Annotated in this window: 19 protein-coding genes; 14 read left to right on the top strand and 5 right to left on the bottom strand. The window is 72.6% G+C overall.

The window, feature by feature from the left end; genetic code table 11:
• Nucleotides 1-74 precede the first annotated feature (74 nt).
• On the top strand, nucleotides 75-1,217 hold the full coding sequence (locus tag ABZ385_RS12685) for a glycosyltransferase family 4 protein (RefSeq protein WP_358911281.1): 1,143 nt from the start codon (nucleotides 75-77) through the stop codon (nucleotides 1,215-1,217).
• A 411-nt stretch (nucleotides 1,218-1,628) separates the two neighbouring features.
• Here ABZ385_RS12685 and ABZ385_RS12680 read toward each other — a convergent pair whose 3' ends face one another.
• A complete protein-coding gene (locus tag ABZ385_RS12680; RefSeq protein ID WP_358911279.1) occupies nucleotides 1,629-3,425 on the bottom strand; it encodes an AMP-dependent synthetase/ligase in 1,797 nt (598 codons plus the stop codon).
• Nucleotides 3,426-3,723: 298 nt separating this feature from the next.
• On the opposite strand from ABZ385_RS12680, the gene ABZ385_RS12675 reads away from it, so the two are divergent.
• The 6 genes from ABZ385_RS12675 to ABZ385_RS12650 all read left to right on the top strand — a co-directional run bounded on the left by ABZ385_RS12675 (nucleotide 3,724) and on the right by ABZ385_RS12650 (nucleotide 8,621).
• Nucleotides 3,724-4,494, top strand: coding sequence for a metallophosphoesterase (locus ABZ385_RS12675; RefSeq protein ID WP_358911277.1), 771 nt, complete (start codon nucleotides 3,724-3,726; stop codon nucleotides 4,492-4,494).
• A gap of 76 nt (nucleotides 4,495-4,570) precedes the next feature.
• Nucleotides 4,571-5,011, top strand: a complete 441-nt coding sequence (locus ABZ385_RS12670; protein WP_358584235.1) for an SRPBCC family protein — start codon at nucleotides 4,571-4,573, stop codon at nucleotides 5,009-5,011.
• Between the two features lie 41 nt (nucleotides 5,012-5,052).
• On the top strand, nucleotides 5,053-6,213 hold the full coding sequence (locus ABZ385_RS12665; protein ID WP_358584233.1) for an ArsA-related P-loop ATPase: 1,161 nt from the start codon (nucleotides 5,053-5,055) through the stop codon (nucleotides 6,211-6,213).
• A 34-nt stretch (nucleotides 6,214-6,247) separates the two neighbouring features.
• Nucleotides 6,248-6,733 (top strand): DUF5304 domain-containing protein, encoded by a 486-nt coding sequence (locus ABZ385_RS12660; protein ID WP_358584232.1) that lies wholly within the window; start codon nucleotides 6,248-6,250, stop codon nucleotides 6,731-6,733.
• 52 nt (nucleotides 6,734-6,785) lie between these two features.
• Nucleotides 6,786-7,739 (top strand): ROK family glucokinase, encoded by a 954-nt coding sequence (locus ABZ385_RS12655; RefSeq protein ID WP_358584230.1) that lies wholly within the window; start codon nucleotides 6,786-6,788, stop codon nucleotides 7,737-7,739.
• 117 nt (nucleotides 7,740-7,856) lie between these two features.
• A complete protein-coding gene (locus tag ABZ385_RS12650) occupies nucleotides 7,857-8,621 on the top strand; it encodes an endonuclease/exonuclease/phosphatase family protein (protein WP_358584228.1) in 765 nt (254 codons plus the stop codon).
• Between the two features lie 23 nt (nucleotides 8,622-8,644).
• On the opposite strand, the gene ABZ385_RS12645 is transcribed toward ABZ385_RS12650, so the two are convergent.
• Both ABZ385_RS12645 and ABZ385_RS12640 read right to left on the bottom strand, forming a co-directional pair.
• Complete coding sequence (locus tag ABZ385_RS12645) at nucleotides 8,645-9,340, bottom strand: hypothetical protein (RefSeq protein WP_358911275.1); 696 nt, start codon at nucleotides 9,338-9,340, stop codon at nucleotides 8,645-8,647.
• The gene (locus ABZ385_RS12640; RefSeq protein WP_358584223.1) at nucleotides 9,333-10,112 is read right to left on the bottom strand and encodes an alpha/beta fold hydrolase; all 780 of its coding nucleotides are present in this window, start codon (nucleotides 10,110-10,112) and stop codon (nucleotides 9,333-9,335) included. The genes ABZ385_RS12645 and ABZ385_RS12640 overlap by 8 nt, the downstream gene beginning before the upstream one ends.
• Before the next feature lie 158 nt (nucleotides 10,113-10,270).
• On the opposite strand from ABZ385_RS12640, the gene ABZ385_RS12635 reads away from it, so the two are divergent.
• The 5 genes from ABZ385_RS12635 to ABZ385_RS12615 all read left to right on the top strand — a co-directional run bounded on the left by ABZ385_RS12635 (nucleotide 10,271) and on the right by ABZ385_RS12615 (nucleotide 15,366).
• Nucleotides 10,271-11,026 (top strand): lysophospholipid acyltransferase family protein, encoded by a 756-nt coding sequence (locus tag ABZ385_RS12635; RefSeq protein ID WP_358911273.1) that lies wholly within the window; start codon nucleotides 10,271-10,273, stop codon nucleotides 11,024-11,026.
• A gap of 87 nt (nucleotides 11,027-11,113) precedes the next feature.
• Entirely contained in the window at nucleotides 11,114-12,355 is a 1,242-nt protein-coding gene (locus tag ABZ385_RS12630; RefSeq protein WP_358911272.1) for a DUF5931 domain-containing protein, read from the top strand.
• A gap of 92 nt (nucleotides 12,356-12,447) precedes the next feature.
• Nucleotides 12,448-13,101 carry a response regulator transcription factor gene (locus tag ABZ385_RS12625; protein ID WP_358584243.1) on the top strand — a complete coding sequence of 218 codons (654 nt, stop codon included), beginning with the start codon at nucleotides 12,448-12,450 and terminating at the stop codon, nucleotides 13,099-13,101.
• Between the two features lie 134 nt (nucleotides 13,102-13,235).
• Nucleotides 13,236-14,273: a 6-phosphofructokinase gene (locus ABZ385_RS12620; RefSeq protein WP_358584217.1), complete on the top strand. Its 1,038-nt coding sequence runs from the start codon at nucleotides 13,236-13,238 to the stop codon at nucleotides 14,271-14,273.
• A gap of 88 nt (nucleotides 14,274-14,361) precedes the next feature.
• Nucleotides 14,362-15,366 carry a 2-hydroxyacid dehydrogenase gene (locus ABZ385_RS12615; protein WP_358584215.1) on the top strand — a complete coding sequence of 335 codons (1,005 nt, stop codon included), beginning with the start codon at nucleotides 14,362-14,364 and terminating at the stop codon, nucleotides 15,364-15,366.
• Here ABZ385_RS12615 and ABZ385_RS12610 read toward each other — a convergent pair.
• Nucleotides 15,309-17,207 carry an anthranilate synthase family protein gene (locus tag ABZ385_RS12610; RefSeq protein WP_358911270.1) on the bottom strand — a complete coding sequence of 633 codons (1,899 nt, stop codon included), beginning with the start codon at nucleotides 17,205-17,207 and terminating at the stop codon, nucleotides 15,309-15,311. The two genes, ABZ385_RS12615 and ABZ385_RS12610, sit on opposite strands and share 58 nt — an antisense overlap.
• 340 nt (nucleotides 17,208-17,547) lie before the next feature.
• Between ABZ385_RS12610 and ABZ385_RS12605 the strand changes: the two genes are divergently transcribed.
• Nucleotides 17,548-18,900, top strand: coding sequence for a class II 3-deoxy-7-phosphoheptulonate synthase (locus tag ABZ385_RS12605; protein ID WP_358584211.1), 1,353 nt, complete (start codon nucleotides 17,548-17,550; stop codon nucleotides 18,898-18,900).
• Nucleotides 18,901-19,065: 165 nt separating this feature from the next.
• Nucleotides 19,066-19,299 (top strand): (2Fe-2S)-binding protein, encoded by a 234-nt coding sequence (locus ABZ385_RS12600; protein ID WP_358584209.1) that lies wholly within the window; start codon nucleotides 19,066-19,068, stop codon nucleotides 19,297-19,299.
• Between the two features lie 22 nt (nucleotides 19,300-19,321).
• Here the strand turns inward: ABZ385_RS12600 and bfr are convergent, their stop codons facing one another.
• Entirely contained in the window at nucleotides 19,322-19,801 is a 480-nt protein-coding gene (gene bfr / locus ABZ385_RS12595) for a bacterioferritin (RefSeq protein ID WP_358584207.1), read from the bottom strand.
• Between the last annotated feature and the right edge of the window lie 65 nt (nucleotides 19,802-19,866).

Here is a 19,866-nt window from a genome sequence, read left to right as displayed (position 1 = left end):
ATTCGTGGAGTCATGATGCCGGGTGGGACCGGCGGCGGACGAAGAGGCCGGGCCGTTCGGTACTGTCGTGCGCGATGCACAAGACCCTGATCGTCACGAACGACTTCCCGCCCAGGCCCGGTGGCATCCAGGCGTTCCTGCACAACATGGCGCTGCGCCTGGACCCCGAGCGGCTCATCGTCTACGCCTCCACCTGGAAGCGCGGCCGCGAGGGCGCCGAGGCCACCGCGGCCTTCGACGCCGAGCAGCCCTTCAAGGTCGTCCGGGACCCCACGACGATGCTGCTGCCCACCCCGCGCGCCACCCGCCGCGCCGTCTCGCTCCTGCGCGAACACGGCTGTACGTCGGTGTGGTTCGGGGCGGCCGCGCCGCTCGGGCTCATGGCGCCCGCGCTGCGCAGGGCGGGCGCCACGCGGCTCGTCGCCACCACGCACGGCCACGAGGCCGGCTGGGCCCAGCTGCCCGCCTCGCGGCAACTCCTGCGGCGGATCGGCGAGTCGACGGACACGATCACCTATCTCGGTGAGTACACGCGCTCGCGCATCGCCGCCGCGCTGACGCCGGCCGCTGCGGAGCGCATGGTCCAACTGCCGCCCGGGGTCGACGAGAAGACCTTCCACCCGGGGTCCGGGGGCGACGTCGTGCGGGCCCGGCTCGGCCTGAGCGACCGTCCCGTCGTGGTCTGCGTCTCGCGGCTCGTGCCGCGCAAGGGGCAGGACACGCTGATCCTCGCCATGCCGAGGATTCTCGCCGCGGAGCCGGAGGCGGTGCTCCTGGTCGTCGGCGGCGGGCCCTACGAGAGCGACCTGCGCAAGCTGGCCGCCGAGACCGGCGTCGCGGACTCCGTGCGCTTCACCGGGGCGGTGCCGTGGGAGGAGCTGCCCGCGCACTACGGCGCCGGTGACGTCTTCGCCATGCCGTGCCGGACCCGGCGCGGGGGCCTGGACGTCGAGGGCCTCGGCATCGTCTACCTGGAGGCGTCCGCGACCGGGCTGCCCGTCGTCGCCGGTGACTCCGGCGGGGCGCCGGACGCGGTCCTGGACGGGGAGACGGGCTGGGTCGTCCGGGGCGGCGCCCCCGAGGAGGCGGCGGAGCGCGTCACCGCGCTGCTGGCGGACGCGGAGCTACGCGCCCGCATGGGCCGGCGGGGCCGCGCCTGGGTAGAGGAAAAATGGCGCTGGGACCTCCTGGCGGACCGACTCCGCGCCCTGCTCTAAGGGTCCTCGCGCAGTTCCCCGTGCCCCGCCAACGGGAAAGCGGGCGCAGCCCGTCTTTCAGGGGCGCGGGGAACGGCGCGAGCAACCAAGAGAGGCCCGAAAGCCGCGAGACGACAGACCCCTCACGGCGAGTGGGCGCCCCGAGCCGCAGCCAGAAGTCGTCACTCACCCGACGGCCGTCGTGGGCCGCTCGCGCAGTTCCCCGCGCCCCTGAGGCAGGACCACCGCCCCGCCAACAGAAAAGCGGGCGCAGCCCGCCCCCCAGGGGCGCGGGGAACGGCGCGAGCAACCACAGAACTCCGCAAGCCGCGAGACGACAGGTCCCCCACGGCGAGTGGGCGCCGCAACCACACGAGACCGGGAGCCGCCCATCAAGAGGCCCCCCACGGCGAGTGGGCGCACCCGCTGACGCTACCCGCGGTAAATCGCTTCGATCTCGTCCGCGTAATCCTTGGCCACCACATTCCGCTTCAGCTTCAGCGACGGCGTCAGATGCCCCGACTCCTCCGTGAACTGCGAGGCCAGCACCCGGAACTTGCGTACAGACTCCGCCTTGGAGACCGCCGCGTTGCCGTCGTCCACCGCGCTCTGGATCGCCGCGAGCAGATCCACGTCCTCGCGCAGGGACGCGGCCGTCGACCCGGCGGGCTTGCCGTGCTCGGCGGCCCAGCGGCCGAGGAACTCGTCGTCCACGGTGACCAGCGCGCCCACGAAGGGGCGGCCGTCGCCGACGACCATGCACTCGGCGACCAGCGCGTGCGCCCGGATGCGGTCCTCGATCACGGCCGGGGCGACGTTCTTGCCGCCGGCGGTGACGATGATCTCCTTCTTGCGGCCGGTGATGCGCAGATAGCCGTCCTCGTCGAGCGTGCCGATGTCGCCGGTGTGGAACCAGCCGTCGGCGAGGGCCTCTTCGGTGGCGCCCTCGTTGTTCCAGTACCGCGAGAACAGGTGCTCGCCGTGCAGCAGTACTTCCCCGTCGTCGGCGATCCGCACCACCGAGCCCGGCAGCGGCTGGCCCACCGTGCCGATCTTCTGGCGGTCCCACGGGTTGAAGGCGGTGGCCGCGCAGGACTCGGTCAGGCCGTAGCCCTCCAGGACCGTGAAGCCGATGCCGCGGAAGAAGTGGCCGAGGCGCTCGCCGAGCGGGGCGCCGCCGGAGATCGCGTACTCCCCGCGGCCGCCGAGCACCGCGCGCAGCTTGCTGAAGACCAGCTTGTCGAAGACCTTGTGCTTGATCCGCAGGCCGAGGGAGGGCCCCGAGGGGGTGTCGAGCGCGCGGCTGTAGGCGATCGCCGTGTCCGCGGCCTTGTCGAAGATCTTGCCCTTGCCGTCGGCCTGGGCCTTGGCGCGGGCGGAGTTGTAGACCTTCTCGAAGACGCGCGGGACGCCCAGGATCATGGTCGGCCGGAAGGAGGCCAGCTCCTCCGTGAGGTTCTTCACGTCGGGCGCGTGGCCCAGCTTGATCGGCGCCATCAGGGCGGCGACCTCGACCAGGCGTCCGAAGACGTGGGCCACGGGAAGGAAGAGCAGGACCGAGCACTCGCCCGTGCGGAAGAGGGGCTTGAGGCGCTCCACCACATTGCCGCACTCGGCGAAGAAGCTGCGGTGCGTCAGGACGCAGCCCTTGGGGCGGCCCGTGGTGCCGGATGTGTAGACGATGGTGGCCGGGTCGTCGGCCTTGGCGACCGCGCTGCGCTCGTCGACCGTCTGGTCCGAGACCTCGGCGCCCGCGCGGTTCAGGTCCTCGACGCCGCCCTTGTCGATCTGCCAGACGTGGGCGAGGGCGGGCAGCCCGTGGCGGACGGACTCCACGGCGGCGGCGTGCGCGTCCAGTTCGACGACGCAGGCCACGGCACCGGAGTCGCCGAGGATCCACTGGATCTGCTCGGCCGAGCTGGTCTCGTACACCGGCACGGTCACCGCGCCGGCGCTCCAGATGGCGAAGTCGAGCAGCGTCCACTCGTACCGGGTACGGGACATCAGGCCGACGCGGTCGCCGGCCCGCACGCCGGCGGCGATCAGCCCCTTGGCGGTGGCGCGCACCTCGGCGAGGAAGGTCCTGGCGTCGACGTCCTGCCAGCTGCCGCCGACCTTGCGGCCGATGACGGCGACATCCGGGTGCTGCGCGGCGTTTCTACGGACGATGTCGGTCAGATTGCCGTCCGCGGGGACCTCGTACAGGGCCGGAAGGCTGAACTCGCGCAAGACTGCTGCTCCTACATAGGGCGCCGGCGCCACGACGTTGTGTGCTGCGACGGTGCGGTCCAAGATCGGGCAGGTGCTCAGTCGAGTGGGGGGCTGAGCACTACTGGACTGCCCGGACGTTACCCACCGGTATGGCTTGTTCGGTAGGGGGGCGGGCCCAGATGTTCGGTGCGTCACACGTCGCCGTTGGTCTGAACCGCACAGTACGCCACCCCCTTCCCGACTCGGAAGTAACCGCAGGTCCGGCCGTGGGCCCGGGCCCTACCGCCGCCCGGGCGGCCGTCCTAGGGTGATCCGCATGCCAGCTTTCCGGGTCCATGTGGTCAGTGACGTGCACGGCAACGCGGCGGAACTCGCCCGCGCGGGGGACGGCGCCGACGCGCTCATCTGCCTGGGCGACCTCGTCCTCTTCCTGGACTACGCCGACCACTCGCGCGGCATCTTCCCCGACTTGTTCGGCGCGCGGAACGCGAGCAGGCTGGTCGAGCTGCGCACCGCCCGCCGCTTCGAGGAGGCCAGGGCGTTCGGCGCGCGGCTGTGGGCGGGCGTCGACCGCGTCCCGGCCATCGAACGCGCGGTCCGCAAGCAGTACGCCGAGCTGTTCGCCGCCTTCCCCACCCCTACGTACGCCACCTACGGCAATGTCGACATGCCGACCCTGTGGCGTGAATACGCCGGTCCCGGCACCACCGTCCTGGACGGCGAGCGCGTGGAGATCGGCGGCCGCGTCTTCGGCTTCGTCGGCGGCGGCCTGCGCACCCCGATGCGCACGCCCTACGAGATCGGCGACGAGGAGTACGCCGCCAAGATCGAGGCCGTCGGCGAGGTCGACGTCCTGTGCACCCACATCCCCCCGGACGTCCCCGAGCTGCTCTACGACACCGTGGCCCGCCGCTTCGAGCGCGGCAGCCGGGCCCTGCTCGAAGCCATCCGCAGGACCCGCCCCAAGTACGCGCTCTTCGGCCACGTCCACCAGCCCCTGGTCCGGCGCATGCGCGTCGGCGCCACCGAGTGCGTGAACGTGGGCCACTTCGCCGGGTCCGGCAGGCCCTGGGCCCTGGAGTGGTGAGCCGGCGGCGCGCGGTAGCCTTCACGCGGCAGACGTCCCGTCCCGGACCCGGACCGCATCTGGAGGAGCCACAGCGATGGCGGAACACACCAGCTCGACCATCATGATCGAGGCGGCCCCCGCCGAGGTCATGGGAGTGATCGCCGACTTCGCCCGCTACCCGGACTGGACGGGAGAGGTGAAGGAGGCCGAGGTCCTCGCCACCGACGAACGCGGCCGCGCCAAAGAGGTCCGCCTCGTCATGGACGCCGGCGCCATCAAGGACGACCAGACCCTCGGCTACACCTGGACGGGCGACGACCAGGTCAGCTGGACCCTCGTCAAGTCCCAGATGCTGCGCTCCCTGGACGGCTCCTACCTCCTGCGCCCCGCCGGCACCGGCACCGAGGTCACCTACCGGCTGACCGTCGACGTCAAGATCCCGATGCTCGGCATGATCAAGCGCAAGGCCGAGAAGGTCATCATCGACCGGGCGCTCGCCGGGCTGAAGAAGCGGGTCGAGTCCAAGGAGGCGTGAGCCGGCGGCCCGGCAGGGCCGCTGACGTAGCGTTCACCCCTATGCGCACCCTCCTGGTCACCGGCCCCGGCGGCTCCGGACGGACCACCGTCGCCGCCGCCACGGCGCTCGCCGCCGCCCGCGCCGGCCGGCGGACGCTCGTGATCGGCGCCGACCGCGCCGACACCCTCACCGCGGTGCTCGGCGGCCCGGCCCCGCATCCGAACCTCACCGTGCGGCGCCCCGCCCCCGACGACCGCTTCCGGGACGACCTGCTCGCCCTGCAGGAACGTGCCGCCGCCGGCCTCGACCTGCTCGGCGCCGAACGGCTCGACGGCGAGGAGCTGACCCCGCTGCCCGGCGCCGAGGAGCTGGCCCTGCTGCGCGCCCTGCGCGACGCCGCCCGCGAGGGCGCCCACGACACCGTGGTGCTCGATCTGCCCCCCGCCCCCACCGCCCTCGCGGTGCTCGCCCTGCCCGAGCAGCTCCGCCGCTACCTGCGCAGGCTGCTGCCGCCCGAGCGGCAGGCCGCCCGCGCCCTGCGCCCCATGCTCGGCCGCCTCGCGGGCGTCCCGATGCCGGCCGCCTGGCTGTATGGGACCGCCGCCCGCTGGGAGGACGAACTGACCGCCGCCCAGGCCGTCGTCGAGGCCCCCGGCACCACCGTCCGCCTGGTCGCCGAACCGGGCCCGGCGGGCGCCGACGCCGTGGCCTCCACCGTCACCGGCCTCGCCCTCCAGGGCCTGCGCACCGACTGCCTGCTCGCCAACCGGCTGCTGCCCGACACCTCCGCGGACACCTGGCTCGCGGGGCTCTGCGCCCAGCAGCACAAGACGCTGGCCGCCTGGGAGAGCGCGTACGAGCCCGTCGCCCGCATCCCGCACCTCGGGCGCGACCCGCGCGGCGCCGACGACCTCGCCGCCCTCGGCGTGCCCGCCCCCGCCGTCGCACCCGCCCCCGCCGAGTGGCCCGTCACCGAGGCGGCCGACGGCGAGGGAGGCCACACGTACGTATGGCACATCCCGCTGCCCGGCGCCGTGCGCGAGGAGCTGGGCCTGATCCGGCGCGGCGACGAACTCGTCGTCACCGCCGGCGCCCACCGCCGCATCGTCGCCCTGCCGTCCGCGCTGCGCCGCTGCACCGTCGCCGGGGCCGGGCTGCACGAGGGGGTGCTGCGCGTGCGGTTCACACCCGACCCCCAGCTGTGGCCGCGCGGACGGTGAACGGGATGCCGCCATTCGGGTAACGTCGAGTGGTATGAGCGATGCCAGCGAGCGCGAAGCCCCCGAAGCTCCCGGACCGGACGTCGACGCCGACGCCTGGGAGCAGGCGTGCGCCGAGGACCTCGCGGCGGAGCGGGCCCGCCGCCGTGCCCAGTACGGGACGCCGCCCGGATCGGCCGCCGAGGAGCTGCGCAAGCTCGTCGACGCCGTCTCCGAGAAGCTCGCCGGGCTCCAGGCGCCGCTGCTCGGCGCGGCCGCGCAGGGCGCCGTCGAGCAGACCGTGCGGCAGGTCGTCCAGCAGGCGAAGGCCGCGGTCGAGCCGGTCATCGAGCGCAACCCCGACGTCTTCGACCACCTGGCCGCCGCCGGATCCGAGCTGCTCGCCGCCTACCGCTCGGCCGCCCGCGGCCAGGAGGGCCGCTGGACGCGGGGCGAGGGTCCGCGGGCCCCGGAGCGCGAGCGCGGCACGGACCGCGGCGACGAGGAGCCCCCGGCCGCGGAACACATCGATCTCGACTGACCCCCCTCGGGTACGGTGGGCCGTAGCGGGGCTCGATCGAACTGAGGGATTCATGGGACTCACCATCGGCGTCGACATCGGCGGCACCAAGATCGCGGCCGGAGTGGTCGACGAGGACGGCAACATCCTCTCGACGTTCAAGGTGCCGACCCCTGGTACTTCCGAGGCCATCGTCGACGCGATCGCCTCCGCGGTGGAAGGCGCGCGGGCCGGTCACGACATCGTCGGCGTGGGCATCGGTGCCGCCGGCTACGTCAACCGCCAGCGCTCCACGGTCTACTTCGCGCCGAACATCGACTGGCGGCAGGAGCCGCTCAAGGATGAGGTCGAAAAGCGCGTGGGCCTGCCGGTCGTCGTGGAGAACGACGCCAACGCCGCGGCCTGGGGCGAGTACAAGTTCGGCGGTGGCAAGGGCCACCGCAACGTCATCTGCATCACGCTGGGCACCGGCCTCGGCGGCGGCATCATCATCGGCAACAAGCTGCGCCGCGGCCACTTCGGCGTGGCCGCCGAGTTCGGCCACATCCGGATGGTGCCGGACGGGCTGCTCTGCGGCTGCGGCAGCCAGGGCTGCTGGGAGCAGTACGCCTCCGGGCGCGCCCTCGTGCGCTACGCGCGCCAGCGGGCCAACGCGACCCCCGAGAACGCCGAGTTCCTGCTCTCGCTGGGGGACGGCACGCCCGAGGGCATCGAGGGCAAGCACATCTCGATGGCCGCCCGCCAGGGCGACGCCGTGGCCATCGACTCCTACCGCGAGCTGGCCCGCTGGGCCGGTGCCGGTCTCGCCGACCTGGCCTCGCTGTTCGACCCGTCCGCGTTCATCGTCGGCGGCGGCCTCTCGGACGAGGGCGAGCTGGTCCTCGACCCGATCCGCAAGTCCTTCAAGCGCTGGCTCGTCGGCGCCGCCTGGCGCCCCGAGGCCCAGGTCATCGCCGCCCAGCTGGGCAACAAGGCGGGCCTGGTCGGCGCGGCGGACCTGGCGCGGGAGCCCGACCCGGTCATGTGACCCCGCGCCGGGGGGCGCGGCCGATCGCGCCGCGCGCCCCCGTCGTGCCCGTGCGCGAACGAACGCCGGACAGGCCGGAGACCTCCGCCTGCCCGGCGTTCGCGTATCTTGATCGCCATGTCGACGAGCCCGACCCGTACGCTGCCCGACTCGCGCACCGAAGGGGACGGCTCGGCCGTCGTCCGGGTGCTCAGCTACAACATCCGCTCGATGCGCGACGACACCGACGCGCTCGCCCGCGTCATGGCCGCCTGCGCCCCCGATCTCGTCCTGATCCAGGAGGCGCCGCGGTTCTTCCGCTGGCGCAAGAAGCTCGCCCGGCTCGCGCACGCCGCCGACCTGGTGGTCCTCTCCGGCGGCGGCTCCGCGGCCGGGCCCGCGCTGCTCTGCTCGCTGCGGGCGGGAGTCGAACGGACCGAGGACGTCCTGCTGCCCCTCACGCCGGGGCTGCACCGGCGCGGCTTCGCGACCGCCGTCGTCCGCTTCGGCGGTGCCCGCCTCGGCGTCCTGAGCTGCCACCTCAGCCTCCAGGCCGAGGAGCGCCGCGCCCAGGGCGGGATGCTGCTCGAGCGCCTCGCCGCTCTCGGCGTGGAGCACGCGGTCGCGGGCGGCGACCTCAACGAGCGGCCGCAGGGGCGGACGTTCCGCGGGCTCGCGGCCGAGCTGCGGGACTGCTGGACGGCCAACCCCTGGGGCGGCGAGCACACCTCCACCCCCGAGGACCCGCACCAGCGCATCGACGCGATCTTCGCGACACCCGGGATCGAGGTCCTCGGCTGCGGCGTGCCCTCGCACCTGCCCGGGGTGAGCGCGACGGACCTGAGGGCGGCCACGGACCATCTGCCGGTCCTGGCCGCCCTCAGGGTGCCGCCCGCCCGATAGGGCACCCGGCGACGGCCCGGTCCTCAGACGACCGCGCCGCGCCCCGGGTCGTCGTCCTCCTCGTCGTCCCCGCCGTTCATCCGCACCACGAGCGTGGCGAAGCCGCCGAGGAAGCCGCCGATGCCGAGGGTGGTCAGCCACCACGTCATCTGCCAGCCGAGCAGCACGGCGAGCAGGATGAGCAGCGGGCCGCCGAGCACGGCCAGCCAGGCGAACTTGGCGGTCACGTCGGCTTCGGGCAGCGGCGGCGGCTCCGGCGGTACGAAGTGCCCCTCGTCGTCCGCGTCGAAGTCGTCCTCGGAGGGCTGCGCGGGGGTGTGGTCGCGGGGGCCGCCGACGCCGGGCGCGAAGGAGACGGAGCTGCCGAGCGCCTTGCCCGCGCCGGAGCCGGTGTCGTCCTTCGAGGCCGAGCTGTCCTCGGCCTCCTTGCCCGGGTCCTTGGTGCGGGCGCTCGCGGGGCCGTCCGCCGGGCCGTTGGACTCCGCTTCCAGGAGCGCCAGGTCCTCGACCGACTTGAAGGGCTTCGCGCCCGGCGGGTCCGCGGGCTCCTCGCCGTAGGCCGCGACGATCGCCTGCCAGGCGGCGTCCTCGTCCAGCGGCAGCCCGTCGCCGGAGGGCTCGCTCCGGTCGGGCCCGCGAGCGCCGTCGCGGTTCTGCTCGCGCTTCCCCTCACGGCTCTCGTCACGGCTCTCGTCGCGGTCCGCCTCGTGCTCAGCCACCGGTGGCCGTCCCTTCCTTGCCGACGCTGGGGGCGAGCCGGTCGATGAACGCGTGGCTCTCCTCGAAGATCCGGTCCGCGTCATGGTCCAACGTCGCCACGTGGTAGCTCTGTTCCAGCAGGATCTCGGTGACGTCCGTGGACGAGACGCGGCTGAGGACGCGGGCCGAGTCGACGGGCGGCACCACGTGGTCCCGCGGGCTGTGGAGCAGCAGCAACGGCTGGGTCACCTGCGGCAGTTCACCGTCGACCAGCCGCAGCAGGCGGCGCATGGAGTGCGCGGCGTGCAACGGCACCCGGTCGTAGCCGATCTCCACCGGGCCGTCCTTGGCGATGTCGCTGGTGATGCCCTTCGTCGTCCGCACGAGATGACGGGCGACCGGCAGCGCGTAGGGGGACAGGCCGTGCAGCTTGTTCGCCGGGTTGACCAGGACGATGCCGCTGATCGCGTCGCCGTGCCTGGCCGCCAGCCGCAGCGTGAGCGTGCCGCCCATGGAGAGGCCGCAGACGAAGACCCGCGAGCACCGCTCCCGCAGGACGCGCAGCTCGCGCTCCACCTCCGCGTACCAGTCCTGCCAGCCGGTGACCTGCATGTCCTGCCAGCGGGTGCCGTGCCCGGGAAGGAGCGGCAGCGAGACGGTCAGACCCCGCTCGGCCAGGAACTCGGCCCAGGGGCGCAGCGACTGCGGGGATCCGGTGAAGCCGTGGCAGAGCAGGACGCCGACCTCGCCGCCATCGTGGCGGTACGGCTCGGCTCCGGGGAGGACCGGCACCTTCGGTCTCCTTCGTGAGATGTGGCAAGGGGGGTAAGGAGTACCTCACCGTACGCGACCGGACTGACACCGACCAGGGTCGTCGGGCCCATTGGCCGTACCCCGGGTTAAGGTCTGATCCACAGAAACAGGAGGCACTCGGTTTGATCTACGGCGCAATGAAGGTTGCCATCGGAGGGCCGCTGAAGCTCGGCTTCAGGCCCTGGGTGGAGGGCCTTGAGAACGTCCCCGCCGAAGGGCCCGCGATTCTCGCGAGCAACCACCTCTCGTTCTCGGACTCCTTCTTCCTCCCCGCGGTCCTCGACCGCAAGGTCACCTTCATCGCCAAGGCGGAGTACTTCACCTCACCCGGGGTGAAGGGCAAGCTCACCGCCGCCTTCTTCAAGGGCGTGGGCCAGCTGCCCGTCGACCGCTCCGGAGCGCGCGGCGCGGGCGAGGCGGCCATCAAGAGCGGCATCGAGGTCCTGGAGCGCGGCGAGCTGTTCGGCATCTACCCCGAGGGCACCCGCTCGCCCGACGGCCGCCTCTACCGCGGCAAGCCCGGCGGCCTCGCGCGCGTGGCGCTCGCCACCGGCGCGCCGGTGCTGCCCGTGGCCATGATCGACACGGAGAAGATCCAGCCGCCCGGCAAGGTGCTCCCCAAGCTGATGCGCCCGGGCATCCGCATCGGCAAGCCGCTCGACTTCCGCCGCTACCAGGGCATGGAGCAGGACCGCTTCGTGCTGCGGGCGCTGACGGACGAGGTCATGTACGAGATCATGAAGCTCTCCGGCCAGGAGTACGTCGACATGTACGCGACGGCCGCGAAGCGGCAGATCGCCGACGCCGTGAAGGCCGCCAAGGCGGCCGAGAAGGCGGCGGCCGACAAGGCGGCGGACAAGCAGCGGCAGGACGAGGAACGCTCCGGCTCCTAGCGGCGTCCGTTCAGGGGGCGGGAGGACGGCGGGGAAGACGGCGGCGGGGGACGGCGCCGGGGCACGGGGACGCGGGGGGACGGGGTCGTGGTCAGGCGCGAGAGAGTCATGAGGATGTCGGTCGAGCAGCCGCTCTGGCGCGCGCTCGCCGGCTACCGCGTCCTGACGATGCTCTACGCGATCGGCCTCTTCTCGACGGCGCACGAGCGGGCCGAGCGCCCCTGGGTGGCCATCGCGTACTACGTGGTGCTCGCCGGCTGGACGCTCGGCTCGCTGCCCCGCGTGGCCGGCGCCGCGAGCTGCACCCGGCAATTCCTCGTCACCGACCTGACCGTGGCCCTCGCGGGCATCCTGCTCACGCCGCTCGCCTACGCGCACCAGCGGATCGTCGACGGCGGCCCGACGCTGCCCTCCATATGGACCGCCGGCGCCGTCCTCGCGTTCGCCATCAAGGGCGGCTGGCGCTGGGCGGCCCTCGCCTCCCTGCTGGTGGGCGTCGCCAACGTCGTGCAGCGCGGCGCGTTCAGCCGCGACACCGTGCACAACGTCCTGCTCGTGTGCATCGCCTCCATCGCCATCGGCTACGTCGTGGAGGTGGCCCGCGCCTCCGAGCGCACCCTGGCACGCGCCCTGGAGATCGAGGCCGCGACCCGTGAGCGCGAGCGCCTCGCCCGCGACATCCACGACAGCGTCCTGCAGGTCCTCGCCATGGTGCAGCGGCGCGGCACCGCCCTCGGCGGCGAGGCCGCCGAACTGGGCCGGCTGGCGGGCGAGCAGGAAGTGGCGCTGCGCACCCTGGTCGCCGGCGGCCTGGTGCCCGCCTCGCGCGCCTCGGAGGACGCCGCCCAGGGCGCGCTCGTACGCCTGGTCGAGGAAGCCGACGAGGAGCCCGACGACACGGCGCCCCGCGATGTGCGCCCCCTCCTCGCCCCGCACGCCGGGGCGAAGGTGACCCTGTCCGAACCGGGCGCCCCGGTGCTCCTCGCGCCGCCCGCCGCCCGGGAGCTGGCGGCCGCTGTCGGTGCCGCACTGGACAATGTCCGCAGACACGCCGGAGCGAACGCCCACGCCTGGATCCTGGTCGAGGACGAGCCGGGCGAGGTGATCGTGACGGTCCGGGACGACGGGCCGGGCATCCCGGAGGGCCGGCTCGCCGAGGCCGAGGGGGAGGGGCGCCTCGGCGTCGCCCTGTCGATCCGGGGGCGGCTGCGGGACATCGGGGGCACGGCGGAGCTGCTCTCGGTGCCGGGCCAGGGCACGGAAGTGGAATTGAGGGTCCCGCGCGAAGCGGCACGGGACACACGGGGGAAGGCAGGAAGGACACGATGACCGAGCAGCAGCGACAGCAGGCCGGGCCGGTGCCCGCGGAGGCCGACGGCGGCCCCGGACGGACGGCGGGCGGCGCCGCCGCCATCAGGGTCATGGTCGTCGACGACCACCCGATGTGGCGCGACGCGGTCGCCCGCGATCTCGCCGAGGCGGGCCTGGACGTGGTCGCCACCGCCGGGGACGGCGAGCAGGCCGTCCGCCGCGCGCAGGCCGCCGCCCCCGACGTGCTCGTCCTGGACCTGAACCTCCCGCTCAAGCCCGGCGTCCAGGTCTGCAAGGAGCTGGTCGCCGCCAACCCCGCGCTGCGCGTCCTCGTCCTGTCGGCGAGCGGCGAGCACGCCGACGTCCTGGAGGCGGTCAAGTCCGGGGCCACCGGCTATCTCCTGAAGTCGGCTTCCACGCGGGAGCTGATCGACGCCGTGCGCCGCACGGCCGTCGGCGACGCGGTCTTCACCCCGGGCCTCGCGGGCCTGGTCCTCGGCGAGTACCGCCGGCTGGCCACCGAGCCCGCGGCCGGCACCCCGGACGACCCGAAGGCCCCGCGCCTCACCGACCGGGAGACGGAGGTCCTGCGCCTGGTCGCCAAGGGCCTGAGCTACAAGCAGATCGCCGAGCGCCTGGTCATCTCCCACCGGACCGTGCAGAACCACGTCCAGAACACCCTGGGCAAGCTCCAGCTGCACAACAGGGTGGAGCTCGTGCGGTACGCGATCGAGCGCGGCATCGACAGGGGCGGCGACGCCTGACCCCTCGTACGAGTGAAAGCCCCTGATCAACTCCCGTATCCCGGCGGGGAATTGACCGTACGCCCCGTCCCCGGGTGACCTGGATCACCATTAGCGTGACTCGCGTCAGGTCACTGAGGCGAAGGGACTCTTCCATGGGGGCCAAGAAAATCGGCGTACTGACCGGCGGCGGCGACTGCCCCGGGCTCAACGCCGTCATCCGGGGCATCGTCCGCAAGGGCGTGCAGGAGTACGACTACGACTTCGTCGGGTTCCGGGACGGCTGGCGCGGTCCGCTGGAGGGCGACACCGTCCCGCTCGACATCCCCGCGGTCCGCGGCATCCTGCCGCGCGGCGGCACCATCCTCGGCTCCTCGCGCACCAACCCGTTCAAGGCGGAGAACGGCGTGCGGCGCATCAAGGAGAACCTCGCCAAGCACGAGGTCGACTCCCTCGTCGCGATCGGCGGCGAGGACACGCTCGGCGTCGCCGCGCGCCTCACCGACGAGTACGGCGTCCCGGTCGTCGGCGTCCCGAAGACCATCGACAACGACCTCTCCGCCACCGACTACACCTTCGGCTTCGACACCGCCGTCGGCATCGCCACCGAGGCGATCGACCGCCTGCACACCACCGCCGAGTCCCACATGCGGGTCCTCGTCGTGGAGGTCATGGGCCGGCACGCCGGCTGGATCGCCCTGCACTCGGGCCTCGCCGGCGGCGCCAACGTCATCCTCATCCCCGAGCAGCGCTTCGACGTCGAGCAGGTCTGCGCCTGGGTGACCTCGCGGTTCAAGGCGTCGTACGCCCCGATCGTCGTCGTCGCGGAAGGGGCGATGCCCAAGGACGGCGAGATGGTCCTCAAGGACGGTACGCAGGACTCCTTCGGGCACGTCCGGCTCTCCGGGGTCGGTGAGTGGCTCGCCAAGGAGATCGAGGGGCGCACCGGCAAGGAGGCGCGCACCACCGTCCTCGGCCACGTCCAGCGCGGCGGCACCCCGAGCGCCTTCGACCGCTGGCTCGCCACCCGCTTCGGCCTGCACGCGATCGAGGCGGTGCGCGACGGCGACTTCGGCAAGATGGTCGCGCTGCGCGGCACGGACATCGTCCGCGTCCCGATCGCGGAGGCCACGGCCCGCCTGAAGACGGTGGACCCGGCGCTGTACGAGGAGGTCGGCGTCTTCTTCGGCTGACGGCGAGGGCACCCCCACCGGCCCGACCGGGACGGCTCCGGGCGGGGCCGGTGTGCTGTCCCGATCAGCGCTCAATAGACTCACACCCATGGAAATCCTCGCATTTGGCGTGCAATCGGACGAGAAGCCGCTGCTGGAGAAGGCCTTCGAGGGACACCACGACGTCCGCTGCCTCGACGTCTTCCTCGATGAGGACACCGCCCCCATCGCCGCGGGCTACGAGATCATCTCCTCCAGCGTCAACGCGACCCTGGACAACCGCGTCCTGCAGACCCTCGCGGCCGGTGGGACGCAGATGATCGCCCAGCGCTCCACCGGGTTCAACAACATCGACCTCCAGGTCGCCGAGCGCCTCGGCCTGACCGTCGCCCGCGTCTCGTCCTACTCGCCCTACTCCGTGGCCGAGTTCGCCTGGACGCTCGCGATGGCCGTCAACCGCCGCATCGTCCGGGCGAGCAACCGCACCCGCGACTTCGACTTCCGCCTCGACGGGCTGATGGGCCGCGACCTGCGCGGCCGCACCGTCGGCGTCCTCGGCACCGGCAGGATCGGCGAGGCGTTCACGCGCATCGCGCACGGCTTCGGCATGCGCCTGCTCGGCTGGGACGCCGCGCCCAACCAGGCCTGCGTCGAGCTGGGCATGACCTATGTGGAGAAGGACCGGCTCTTCGCCGAGGCCGATCTGCTCAGCCTGCACGTGCCGCTGCTCCCCTCCACGCGGCACCTCGTGGACGCGGCGGCGCTGCGGGCGATGAAGGACGACGCGATCCTGGTGAACTCCAGCCGCGGCGGACTGATCGACACCGAGGCCCTCGTCGCCGAGCTGCGCGCCGGGCGCTTCACGGGCGTGGGCCTGGACGTGTACGAGGCGGAGGCGGGCCTGTTCTTCCTCGACAAGTCCCTGGAGGCCATGGCGGACGACACCCTGGCCCGCCTCGTGACGTTCCCGAACGTGCTGGTCACGTCCCACCAGGCGTACTACACCGCGGACGCCGTCAGTCAGATCATCGACACCACCCTGGCCAACGTCCTGGACTACATCGAGGGCCGCCGCGGCGAGAACGTCCTGGTCCCCGCCGTGGACAGGACCTGACCGAGCAGCTCCCGCACGACCTCGGTGCCGCGCAGCGTCAGCACCGACTCCGGATGGAACTGCACACCGGCGAACGAGGCCCCGCGCAGCGCGTGGACCGCGCCGCTCGCCGTGTCCCTGCTGACCGCCACGCCGCGCGCGGCCAGCTCCGCCGCCCCCGTGTCGTCGCAGTGCGCCACGAAGCTGTTGTAGAACCCCACCGTCTCGGTCCGCCCGAACAGGTCGACCTCGCTCTGCGCGCCCTGGTGCGGCACGTCCTTGCGGACGATCTCCAGGCCCAGTTCCGCCGCGATCAGCTCGTGCCCGAGGCAGACGCCCAGCACGCCGTGCCCGTGGCCGGCGAGCACCTCCGCCGTCAGGGAGCGCAGGAACCGCATCTTCGGGTCCGCGAGGTCGGACGGGTCGCCGGGCCCGGGACCGAGCACGACCGGACCCCGGTGCGCGAGCACCGCCTCCCGCAGCCCCACCGCGTCGTACCGCCGCACGGACACCTGGAGCCCCAGGGAGCGCAGGACGTGCGCGAGCATCGCGGTGAACGTGTCCTCGCCGTCCACGACGAGCGCGTGCCCGGTCAGCTCCTGGGCCGGCTCCTGCATCCGCAGCCAGAACGGCGCGAGGTGGGCGCGCCGCCCGTCCAGAGCGGCACGCACGCGGGGATCGTCGGCGAGGGCGGGGCGCACGTCCTCATGGCGCGGCCGCCCGGGGCGCACGCCGAGGGCGGCCAGCACGCCCGCCGCCTTGGCGTGGGTCTCCGCGACCTCGCCCGCGGGGTCCGAGCCGCGCACCAGCGTCGCCCCGACCGGCACCCGCAGCCTCCCGGCGGCACAGATGTCGGCGGTGCGGATCAGGATGGGGGAGTCCAGGGTCTGCGCGCCGCCCGCGTCCCGGCCGACGAGCGCGAGGGCGCCCGCGTAATAGCCGCGGCCCCCGGCCTCGTGGCGTTCGATGACGCGGCAGGCGTTCTGCACCGGCGACCCGGTGACGGTCGCCGCGAACATGGTCTCCTTCAGGACCTCCCGCACGTCCAGCGAGGACTTGCCGCGCAACTCGTACTCGGTGTGCGCGAGGTGGGCCATCTCCTTCAGGCGCGGCCCGATCACGACCCCGCCCCGGTCGCCGACGGTGCACATCATCTTGAGCTCCTCGTCGACGACCATCGACAGCTCCTCGATCTCCTTGCCGTCGGCGAGGAAGGCGAGCAGGTCGTCGGCGGTCGGCCCGCCCGCCGGGTAGCGGTAGGTGCCGCTGATCGGGTTCATGACGACCGTCCCGCCCGACATCCGCACATGCACCTCGGGGCTCGCCCCGACGAGCGTGCGCTCCCCGGTGTGCACGACGTACGTCCAGTACGCCCCCCGCTCACCCACCAGGAGCCGCCGGAAGAGCGCGAGGGCGTCCGCTCTGCCGAACCCCGGGATCTGCCCCTCGTAGGTCCGGCGGATGACGAAGTTGGCGCCCTCGCCCCGCCCGATCTCCTCGCGCAGGACGCGCCCGACGATGTCCGCGTACGCCGCGTCGTCCACGTCGAAGGCGCCGCCCTCGACCCGCACGTCGTGCGCGGGCAGCGCCGCCAGGGCCGCGTCGAGCGGCAGTTCGTACGTCTCCTCGGGGGTGAGGACGGTCAGCGGCGTGCCGTCGTCGCGGACGTCGAAGCCGCGCTCCCTGATCTGCCGGAAGGGCACGAGCGCGAGGCCCTCGGGGATGTCCGCGAGGCGGTCGTAGGTGCCCGTCGGGCCGATGAGGACCTCGACCGTGTCGTGGTCGCGGCCCGGCGTGCGGCGGCGCAGCAGGGCGAACGGGCGGTCGTGGCGGAGCAGGTCGGTGAGGACGGTCTGCTGCATGGGTCGGGTTCCTTCTCACTCGAAGGAGGAACGGCCCGGCCCCGGCGAGCGCCGGGAAACACAGAAGGCCGCCCCTCGGGCGGCCTTCGCGAGTCGTGCGTACGCGCAGTCAGTGGGCCGCCGGATGAGCGGGCCACCACCAGTTTCGCGTCGTCGTCTGCGCGTGCATGTCCGGCACCCTAGCGCATCGGCGGCGCATCGTCGGCGGATCGAGGCGCCGGCCGGGACGGGCGCCGTACGCGGGCGGGCCGCGCGAGGCGCCCGCTCTTCCGTGTCTGCTCCGTCTCACTTGGTGAGCGGGTGAATGGACCGGTGCGTCCGACCCCGTAATGTTGACGAGGTGACCGTGAACGCTAAGACCACCGCAACCGGTGGCAACACCTGGCGAAACCTGCCCGCGGCGCAGCAGCCCGAGTACCCCGATGCCGAGGCTCTGCGCGATGTGATCGCGGACCTCGAGTCGTATCCGCCGCTCGTCTTCGCGGGCGAGTGCGACCAGCTGCGCGCCCGACTGGCCTCCGTCGCCAAGGGAGAGGCGTTCCTGCTCCAGGGCGGCGACTGCGCCGAGGCCTTCGACGCCGTGTCGGCCGACCACATCCGCAACAAGCTGAAGACCCTGCTCCAGATGGGTGCCGTCCTCACGTACGCGGCGTCCGTGCCCGTCGTGAAGGTGGGCCGCATCGCGGGGCAGTACTCCAAGCCGCGCTCCAAGCCGACCGAGACCCGCGACGGCGTGACGCTGCCGACCTACCGCGGCGACTCCGTCAACGGCTTCGCCTTCACCGAAGAGGCCCGGATCCCGGACCCCGAGCGCCTGAAGCGGATGTACCACGCCTCCGCCTCCACGCTGAACCTGGTGCGCGCCTTCACCACCGGTGGCTACGCCGACCTGCGCCAGGTGCACGCCTGGAACCAGGACTTCGTGAAGTCCTCCCCGTCCGGCCAGCGCTACGAGCAGCTGGCGCGCGAGATCGACAACGCGCTGCACTTCATGCGGGCCTGCGGCACCGACCCGGAGGAGTTCAAGACCGTCGAGTTCTACGCCTCCCACGAGGCGCTGCTGCTCGACTACGAGGGCGCGCTGACCCGCGTCGACTCCCGCACCGGCCGGCTGTACGACACCTCGGGCCACATGGTCTGGATCGGTGAGCGCACCCGCCAGCTCGACCACGCGCACATCGAGTTCGCCGCGCGGATCCGCAACCCGATCGGCGTCAAGCTCGGCCCGACCACCACGGCCGAGGAGGCGCTGCAGTACATCGAGCGCCTCGACCCCGACCGCGAGCCCGGCCGGCTGACCTTCATCGTCCGCATGGGCGCCGACAAGGTCCGCGACAAGCTGCCCGAGCTGGTCGAGAAGGTCACCGCCTCCGGCGCGACCGTCGCCTGGATCACCGACCCGATGCACGGCAACACCTACGAGGCGGCCTCCGGCCACAAGACCCGCCGCTTCGACGACGTGCTCGACGAGGTCAAGGGCTTCTTCGAGGTCCACAAGGCCCTCGGCACCCACCCGGGCGGCATCCACGTGGAGCTGACCGGTGACGACGTCACCGAGTGCGTGGGCGGCGGCGACGAGATCTTCGTCGACGACCTGCACCAGCGCTACGAGACGGCCTGCGACCCGCGGCTCAACCGCAGCCAGTCGCTCGACCTGGCGTTCCTGGTGGCGGAGATGTACCGCGACCAGTAGGTCCTTGGGACGTACGTACGAGTGGGGCGCGGATCCATGTGATCCGCGCCCCACCGGCGTATCGGGGGCTTTTGTGGGCCCCGAGTCATGGGTAAGGTTAGGTTAGCCTCACCGATCAATCGGGACGGCGCCGCTGATGAGTCCTGTCCGTCCCCCGTCCGGGAGGTGAGCCGCGTGTACGTCTGCAACTGCTTCGGGGTCACCGAGGCGCAGGTGAAGAAGCACGCGGAGGCCGGTGCCTGCACCCCCCGCCAGATAGCCTCGGCCTGCAAGGCGGGCACGGACTGCGGTTCATGCGTACGGCGCATCCAGGCACTGCTCGGCAGGGGCGCGTGCCCCCGCCGCGAACTGGTCGACCAGGGGACACCGGCGCTCGCCGCGCTGGAGGAGGCGGCCTGAGCCCCGCCGGGGCCCGCGGGCCTCAGCTCTCCGGCTGCTCGATGAGCTGCGCCAGATAGAGCGGCTCGCCCAGCTTCTCGACCAGTTCGAGCTGGGTGTCGAGGTAGTCGATGTGGTGCTCCTCGTCCGCGAGGATCGACTCGAAGATGTTGGCCGAGGTGATGTCGCCCTTGGCCCGCATGACCTCGATGCCGCGCTTGAGGCGGTCGATCGCCTCCACCTCGACCTGCCGGTCCGCCTGGAACATCTCGGTGACGCTCTGGCCCACCCGGACGTGGAAGAGCCGCTGGTAGTTGGGCAGACCGTCGAGGAACAGGATCCGGTCGGTCAGCGTCTCCGCGTGCTTCATCTCGTCGAACGACTCGGCGCGGGTGTACTTGGCGAGCTTGGTCCAGCCGAAGTTCTCCTGCATCTTGGCGTGGAGAAAGTACTGGTTGATCGCCGTCAGCTCGGCGGTCAGCTGCTCGTTGAGAAATTCGAGGACCTCGGGGTCGCCCTGCATCGCAGAGGCTCCTTCCACGGGGGTGAACTGGGCAGGTAGCGCGCATCTTTGCACCGGTGTTCGGA

It is taken from the genome of Streptomyces sp. NPDC005898 (assembly GCF_040629635.1).
GTDB lineage: Bacteria > Actinomycetota > Actinomycetes > Streptomycetales > Streptomycetaceae > Streptomyces.
Note: the sequence above shows the minus strand (reverse complement) of the source record. Positions and strands in the feature narration are given on the sequence as shown.

What these genes read in the sequence shown, in the direction of transcription:
- ABZ385_RS12670 (WP_358584235.1), top strand. Translation starts at nt 4,571, where the DNA reads ATGGCGGAACACACCAGCTCGACCATCATGATCGAGGCGGCCCCCGCC.
- ABZ385_RS12625 (WP_358584243.1), top strand. Translation starts at nt 12,448, where the DNA reads ATGGTCGTCGACGACCACCCGATGTGGCGCGACGCGGTCGCCCGCGAT.
- ABZ385_RS12615 (WP_358584215.1), top strand. Translation starts at nt 14,362, where the DNA reads ATGGAAATCCTCGCATTTGGCGTGCAATCGGACGAGAAGCCGCTGCTG.
- ABZ385_RS12620 (WP_358584217.1), top strand. Translation starts at nt 13,236, where the DNA reads ATGGGGGCCAAGAAAATCGGCGTACTGACCGGCGGCGGCGACTGCCCC.
- ABZ385_RS12685 (WP_358911281.1), top strand. Translation starts at nt 75, where the DNA reads ATGCACAAGACCCTGATCGTCACGAACGACTTCCCGCCCAGGCCCGGT.
- ABZ385_RS12610 (WP_358911270.1), bottom strand. Translation starts at nt 17,207, where the DNA reads ATGCAGCAGACCGTCCTCACCGACCTGCTCCGCCACGACCGCCCGTTC.
- ABZ385_RS12675 (WP_358911277.1), top strand. Translation starts at nt 3,724, where the DNA reads ATGCCAGCTTTCCGGGTCCATGTGGTCAGTGACGTGCACGGCAACGCG.
- ABZ385_RS12665 (WP_358584233.1), top strand. Translation starts at nt 5,053, where the DNA reads ATGCGCACCCTCCTGGTCACCGGCCCCGGCGGCTCCGGACGGACCACC.
- bfr (WP_358584207.1), bottom strand. Translation starts at nt 19,801, where the DNA reads ATGCAGGGCGACCCCGAGGTCCTCGAATTTCTCAACGAGCAGCTGACC.
- ABZ385_RS12635 (WP_358911273.1), top strand. Translation starts at nt 10,271, where the DNA reads ATGAAGGTTGCCATCGGAGGGCCGCTGAAGCTCGGCTTCAGGCCCTGG.
- ABZ385_RS12655 (WP_358584230.1), top strand. Translation starts at nt 6,786, where the DNA reads ATGGGACTCACCATCGGCGTCGACATCGGCGGCACCAAGATCGCGGCC.
- ABZ385_RS12660 (WP_358584232.1), top strand. Translation starts at nt 6,248, where the DNA reads ATGAGCGATGCCAGCGAGCGCGAAGCCCCCGAAGCTCCCGGACCGGAC.
- ABZ385_RS12650 (WP_358584228.1), top strand. Translation starts at nt 7,857, where the DNA reads ATGTCGACGAGCCCGACCCGTACGCTGCCCGACTCGCGCACCGAAGGG.